General features: G+C 70.9%; 7 protein-coding genes. 3 read left to right on the forward strand and 4 right to left on the reverse strand.

Annotated elements, in window-relative coordinates; translation table 11 throughout:
- Nucleotides 1–741: enterochelin esterase domain-containing protein (locus GRF61_RS23020; protein WP_169152955.1), on the reverse strand; the 741-nt coding region annotated here is incomplete at its 3' end.
- 145 nt (nt 742–886) lie between these two features.
- Nucleotides 887–1519: a DUF2946 family protein gene (locus GRF61_RS23025; RefSeq protein WP_248281412.1), complete on the reverse strand. Its 633-nt coding sequence runs from the start codon at nt 1517–1519 to the stop codon at nt 887–889.
- On the opposite strand from GRF61_RS23025, the gene GRF61_RS25140 reads away from it, so the two are divergent.
- A complete protein-coding gene (locus GRF61_RS25140; protein WP_282447270.1) occupies nt 1509–1634 on the forward strand; it encodes a hypothetical protein in 126 nt (41 codons plus the stop codon). The genes GRF61_RS23025 and GRF61_RS25140 overlap by 11 nt on opposite strands.
- Nucleotides 1618–3090, forward strand: a complete 1473-nt coding sequence (locus tag GRF61_RS23030) for an NYN domain-containing protein (protein WP_169152956.1) — start codon at nt 1618–1620, stop codon at nt 3088–3090. The genes GRF61_RS25140 and GRF61_RS23030 overlap by 17 nt, the downstream gene beginning before the upstream one ends.
- A 328-nt stretch (nt 3091–3418) precedes the next feature.
- Here the strand turns inward: GRF61_RS23030 and GRF61_RS23035 are convergent, their stop codons facing one another.
- Nucleotides 3419–3856 carry a CBS domain-containing protein gene (locus tag GRF61_RS23035; RefSeq protein WP_169152957.1) on the reverse strand — a complete coding sequence of 146 codons (438 nt, stop codon included), beginning with the start codon at nt 3854–3856 and terminating at the stop codon, nt 3419–3421.
- A gap of 337 nt (nt 3857–4193) precedes the next feature.
- Nucleotides 4194–4634: a GatB/YqeY domain-containing protein gene (locus GRF61_RS23040; RefSeq protein ID WP_169152958.1), complete on the reverse strand. Its 441-nt coding sequence runs from the start codon at nt 4632–4634 to the stop codon at nt 4194–4196.
- A gap of 181 nt (nt 4635–4815) precedes the next feature.
- Between GRF61_RS23040 and GRF61_RS23045 the strand changes: the two genes are divergently transcribed.
- Nucleotides 4816–5793, forward strand: a 978-nt coding sequence (locus tag GRF61_RS23045) for a nitronate monooxygenase (RefSeq protein WP_169152959.1), incomplete at its 3' end; no start/stop codon positions are given.

Raw genomic sequence — 5793 nt, forward strand, 5'->3', positions numbered from 1 at the left:
GTCCAGCGTCGGCACGTCCGGCGCCAGCTTGTAGCCGAGGCGGCTGCTGTCCGGCAGGCGGTAGCTGCGGAACCAGACGTCGGAACCGTCCAGGCGCTGGAGTTCGTCATGGTCGCCGGAGGGGGCGCCGAACAGGCGCACGTTGTCGCGGGCGCCGCGCCACAGGAAGGTGACCAGCAGCTCGCCCTGGGCCAGCGGCGGCGTCACGCCCGCCCGCTCGACCAGAGGCGTGCCGGCCTGCGCGAGTTCGTGCCAGAAGGCATCGCTGTTGCCGCCGCGGCCGAGTTCGGCCTGCAGGGCGCGCAGGCGCGGGCTGTCCGGTACCGCCGCCGGCAGCAGCTGCCGGGCGCGCGGCACGATCTCGGTGATCTGCAGACGGTAGCCGCCGGCCTGCGGGGCGCGCACTTCCAGCTTGTAGGGCGGGGCGTCGCCGGCGACGAACATGAAGTCCTGGCTGGCGTCCTTGCCTTCGCCCAGCACCCGCAGCCGCTCGCCGGCGGCGTCGGTGAGCAGCAGCCGCATGCCCTTGCCTTCCAGCCGGCCGCGCACATAGTCGCCGGGCGAGAGCCGCAGCGCGTGGGCGCGGCGCTGCTTGCTCTCCAGCCTGTCTTCGATTTCCTGGCCAGCGTGCAGCGGCGCGCCCTCAGCCGGCAGACCGCCGGCGAGCGGGGCAGCATGGGCGCAGAGGCTGAAGGGCAGCAGGCCGAGTCCCAGCAGGAGGCGCAGGGTAGTCAGGAGCATGGACTGGTTTCCGGAGGGAGGGGAAAAAGGGAGAAAAGGAGAGGCTGGCAGTGCGGCCCGGCGCTTGGGGGCGAAGCGGCGCTTGGGGCTGCGGGGCGCCTCCTGGCCCTTGCCGGCGGCTGGCGGTCAGCTGCGGCCGGAGGGTTCAGCCCGCGCGGGGAGCTGGATTGAAGCCGAACACCGCCGCGGCGTCCGCGCGATTCAGGGTCTGCACCGGCAGGTCGCGCCAGCGCAGCAAGGCCTGGCCTTCGAGGGCGGCGAGCAGGGCTTCGTCGCTGGCGGGGCTGCCGTCGGCCCGCCGGCATTCGGCGAGCAGGGCGGCGAGGTCGCGGTCATCGACCAGCGCCGGGCCGGCGCTGGTGGCGAGCAGCATGTTGCCTTCTTCGTCCAGCCAGGCGCCGGTGACGGCGCCGGCCTCGTCGCCGGTATGGGTGTGCAGGCCGCCGTTCGGCTGCAGGCGCAGCACCAGCGGCATGTAGTCGAGCGCGGTGTAGACCTTCTGCGGGCCGTTCTGCACGAACCAGTTGCCGGCTTCGTCGTGACCGTAATGCCGGTCGAGGAAGGCGCGCAGGCCGGCGTGGATCACCGCCTCGCCGCGCAGCCGCCAGGTACCGCGGCGGTCCAGCGACAGCCAGTCGTAGCAGGCGGGAACATTGGGCCAGGGCGGGGAAGCGGGGGTGTCGGTGGGGTTCGACATGGTGGCGGTGGTGTTGGTCTGGGCCGTCGAGCATAGCGCGCGGCGGCCGGGCTGCGAAGGAGCGGCTATCATGACGGCCATGAAGGCGGTGCCGCAGCGGCGCCGCGGGACGATTGCCGGCGCCGTTCGATGTGCCGGCGCAGGTAGCGCTTCGGTTGCCGAATCCAAAGGAGAAAAAGATGGCTTCATCCCATGAGAACGCCAGCATGGCGGTGTTCTGCGACTTCGAGAACGTCGCGCTGGGCGTGCGGGATGCGAAGTACGAGAAGTTCGATATCAAGCGGGTGCTGGAGCGCCTGCTGTTGAAGGGCAACATCGTGGTCAAGAAGGCCTATTGCGACTGGGAGCGCTACAAGGGCTTCAAGGCGGCGATGCATGAGGCCAACTTCGAGCTGATCGAGATCCCCCACGTGCGCCAGTCCGGCAAGAACTCGGCCGACATCCGCCTGGTGGTGGACGCGCTGGACCTCTGCTACACCAAGCAGCATGTGGATACCTTCGTGATCATCAGTGGCGATTCGGACTTCTCGCCGCTGGTGTCCAAGCTGCGGGAGAACGCCCGCATGGTGATCGGCGTGGGGGTGAAGCAATCCACCTCCGACCTGCTGATCGCCAATTGCGACGAATTCATCTTCTACGACGACCTGGTGCGCGACCAGCGCGCGGCCAAGCGGGATACGCCGGAGGCGCGCGACGCGCAGCCGGCGCGGCGTTCGCCGGAAGAAGACAAGCGCCGCAAGGACGAGCTGGAGGCGCGCCGCAGCAAGGCCATCGAGATCGCGGTGGAGACCTTCGAGGCGCTGCTGGCCGAGCGCGGCGATGGCGGCAAGATCTGGGCGTCCATGCTGAAAGAGGCGATCAAGCGCCGCAAGCCGGATTTCAACGAGTCCTACTTCGGCTTCCGCGCCTTCGGCAACCTGCTGGAAGAGGCCCAGTCGCGCGGCCTGCTGGATTTCGGCCGTGACGAGAAGTCCGGCACCTACGTCTATCGCCGCGCCGGCGCCGCGCCCGCGCTGCAGCCGGCACCGATGCCGCATCCGCTGCCGGAGAACAAGGGCGAGGCGGAGCAGGACCCGGTGGCCTGGGACGCCGGCGTGAGCGAAGCGCCGCCGGCGCCCGAGCGCGAACGCGGTGGCCGGCGCAACCGCGGCCGGCATCGCAACGACGGGGGGCGCAAGCCGAAGGACGCCACGGCGGCCGGCGAGGTAGCGGCGGAAACGCAGGCGCCGGTGGTCGTGGTGGTCGAGACGCCGGTTGCGCCAGCGGTACCGGCGGCCGGGGGGGCGGAGAAGGCCGCTGCAGCCAAACCGGCACGCTCCACGTCCCGCCGGCGCAAGTCGGAAAGCGAGGCCAAGGGCGAGGCTGCCGTGGCGAAGGCCGCGCCTGCACCGGTCGCCGAGGCCGTGCCGGCCGAGACCAAGGGGGGACGTGGCCGGCGTGCGCCGGCGAAAGCGGCTGCGGAAGCTCAGGCCAAGGCTGTTCCCACGCCTGCCGAAGCCGCGCCGGCGGCCCCCAAGCCGGAAGGCGAAAAGGCGCAGAAGTCCAAGGCCCGGGCCAAGCCGTCCGCGGAGCCCGCCGAGGCTGAGGCCAAGCCGCGTACCTCCACGCGCAGCCGCCGTCCGCGCAAACAGGAGACGGGCGGCGAGGGCTGATCGCTGCCTGGTGGCCCGGCGCTTCAAGCGCAGGTTCAAGCGCCATGAGCCGGGCCGGCTGCAAGCTGGCAACTGAGTCCGGCTGCCGCCGGGCGGCGTCCTCAAACAGGGTGCGTAAGGTCGACGAACGGTCAGCCCGTTCCCGCTGTTGCCTTCCGGCAAGATTGTTCCGCGCTGCGAGCGACGGTGGGGCGACCGGCATCCCGCGGCTGACACCGAGGCTCGCGGCGCCTGGCCTCCCTTGCCTGCCATCGTGGAAAGGCACCCTGCAGGGGGGCGCGCGGCCCGGCGGCTTCCTGCCGCTTCACCACTGTGGCCGGGCAGCGCCTTACAGAATCACCGTGATCTCTTCCCGGTTCACCATCTGCTGCTCGAACTCCCGGGCGTCGCACTGGAGCGCATCGCGCGGCGACAGGATGCCGACGGCGTGACCTTGCGCATCCACCACCGGAACATGGCGGAAGCGGCCCTCGTACATCAAATGCAGGGCGTGGCTGAAAGGCTTGTCTTCGGAGAGTGACTCCGGCCCGGTGGTCATGACCTCTTGCACTTTCACCCGGCCGGGATCGCGCGCTTCGGCCACCACCCGGCTGACGATGTCGCGTTCGGAGCAGATGCCGAGCAGCGCGTCGTGGCCGTTCACGACCAGTACCGCGCCGGTTTGGTGTTCCTTCATCATCCGCGCGGCCTCGCGCACCGGGGTGTCGCCCGGCAGTGAGGGGCAGGGGCGATGGTTGAGGACTTCGGCGATGGGACGATCGAGCATGATGGTTCTCCTGCACTGGACGAGGCCGCGCGTCGGCGTGATGCCGCCCTGGGGCGGAGGGGAAGCCAATCGGGAAGAAGGCGGACGGAGGCGGCCAGGGTTGTCGGCCAGCGTGCCGCTGTTTCGCAGCGGGCGCGCCCTGTATCCGTTACGACTGCTGCCTGGAAGTCGTGTTCCATCGCTGAAACCGGTGCTTACACAGCCTTTGCCGGCCTGGGAGGGCCAGGCCGGGCGCAGGGGGAGGCCAGCGTTGCCACCGGCGCGGCGGTAGGTGGCAGGACGCCGCCGGCGCCGCGTTTCCCGGCTCGGCCGCTGGCTTTGCGGCCCGGGAGGGCGGTCAGCCCGCCAGCGCTTCCCGTACCCAGGCGTTGGCCTGCTTGGCGTCGAAGCCGGTGCCGAAGCGGGTCTTGAGCGCGCCCATGACCGCGCCCATGGACTTGGGGCTGCGGTCGGCGAGGCCGGCGACGGTCTCGGCGATGAAGGTCTTCACGTCCGCCTCGGTCGCCATCGGCGGCAGGTACTCGGCGAGGATGGCGGCTTCGTCGGCCAATACCGCGCGGCGGGCTTCGTCCTTGATCACCGCCAGTGCTTCCTGATTGTTCTTGAGGAATTTGCGCAGGGTGGCCTGCACCTCGTCGTCGGTGCTCTCGCGGTTGCCGGCGTTCTTGCCCACCATTTCGGCTTCGGCGATCAGGGTGCTCAGCAGCGTGGCGCGCACGGCTGCCGCGTTCTTGCGCGCGACCAGCGCGTCTTTCTTCAGTTGGGCCAGCAGGCTCATGAGGGACTCCGGTGAAAAGACCGCCGCCGGCCGGACCCGGCCACGCGGCTTAGCCCGCAAGTCTAGCGCAGCGGCAGGCGGCGGCGCGCCGTGGTTCGCCATTCCGTGGCAGGCCAGCGGCTTTGCCCGTGCGGCAAAGCGGATTACGCTGCCACGTTCCGTCTGACAGGAGATGCGAGAGATGCCGATGTTGCGGGAGTTGCTGGGCTGCCAACTGTCCCTCGTCCAGGCGCCGATGGCCGGCGTGCAAGGCAGCCGGCTGGCGCTGGCGGTGTGCGCGGCGGGCGGGGTGGGGTCGCTGCCGGCGGCGATGCTGACGCCGGAGGCGCTGGCTGCCGAACTGGGCGTCTTGCGCGATCAGGCCGCCGGCCCCTGGAATGTGAATTTCTTCTGCCATCAGCCGCCGGCCGCGGATGTGGCGCGGGAAGTCGCCTGGCAGGCGAGGCTGGCGTCGTATTACGCCGAGTTCGGGCTGGAGCAGGCGGCGCCGGCGGGCGCCGGACGGCAGCCTTTCTCGGATGAGATCGCCGAGGTGCTGGAAGCCTTCCGCCCGCCGGTCGTCAGCTTTCACTTCGGCCTGCCGGCGCCGGCGCTGCTGGCGCGGGTGAAGGGCTGGGGCAGCAAGGTGCTGTCGTCCGCCACCACGGTGGCAGAGGCGCGCTGGCTGGCCGAGCGCGGCGCGGATGCGGTGATCGCGCAGGGCCTGGAAGCGGGCGGCCACCGTGGCCATTTCCTGGATCACGACCTCAGCCTGCAGCGCGGCCTGTTCAGCCTGCTGCCGCGCATTGCTGATGCGGTGCAACTGCCGGTGATCGCTGCCGGCGGCATCGCCGACGAGCGCGGGGTGCGGGCGGCGATGGCGCTGGGTGCGGCCGGCGTGCAGGTGGGCAGCGCTTTCCTGCTGTGCCCGGAGGCGGACACCAGCGCCATCCACCGTGCCGCGCTGAAGAGCCCGGCGGCCGCGCATACGGTGCTCACCAATGTGTTCACCGGCCGCCCGGCGCGGGCCATCGTCAACCGGCTGGTGAGCGAACAAGGCCCGCTGGGCGAGGCGCCCGCCTTTCCGCTGGCCACCGCCTTTGCCGCACCCCTGCGCGCCGCGGCGGAAGCGGCCGGCCGCGGCGATTTCTCGCCGATGTGGGCGGGACAGAATGTGACG

Source organism: Azoarcus sp. TTM-91, from assembly GCF_012911025.1.
GTDB lineage: Bacteria > Pseudomonadota > Gammaproteobacteria > Burkholderiales > Rhodocyclaceae > Azoarcus.

Bases quoted from the DNA above. Each gene is read 5' to 3' on its own strand.
- GRF61_RS25140 (WP_282447270.1), top strand. From the start codon at position 1,509: ATGACGGCCATGAAGGCGGTGCCGCAGCGGCGCCGCGGGACGATTGCC.
- GRF61_RS23025 (WP_248281412.1), bottom strand. From the start codon at position 1,519: ATGGCCGTCATGATAGCCGCTCCTTCGCAGCCCGGCCGCCGCGCGCTA.
- GRF61_RS23030 (WP_169152956.1), top strand. From the start codon at position 1,618: ATGGCTTCATCCCATGAGAACGCCAGCATGGCGGTGTTCTGCGACTTC.
- GRF61_RS23035 (WP_169152957.1), bottom strand. From the start codon at position 3,856: ATGCTCGATCGTCCCATCGCCGAAGTCCTCAACCATCGCCCCTGCCCC.
- GRF61_RS23040 (WP_169152958.1), bottom strand. From the start codon at position 4,634: ATGAGCCTGCTGGCCCAACTGAAGAAAGACGCGCTGGTCGCGCGCAAG.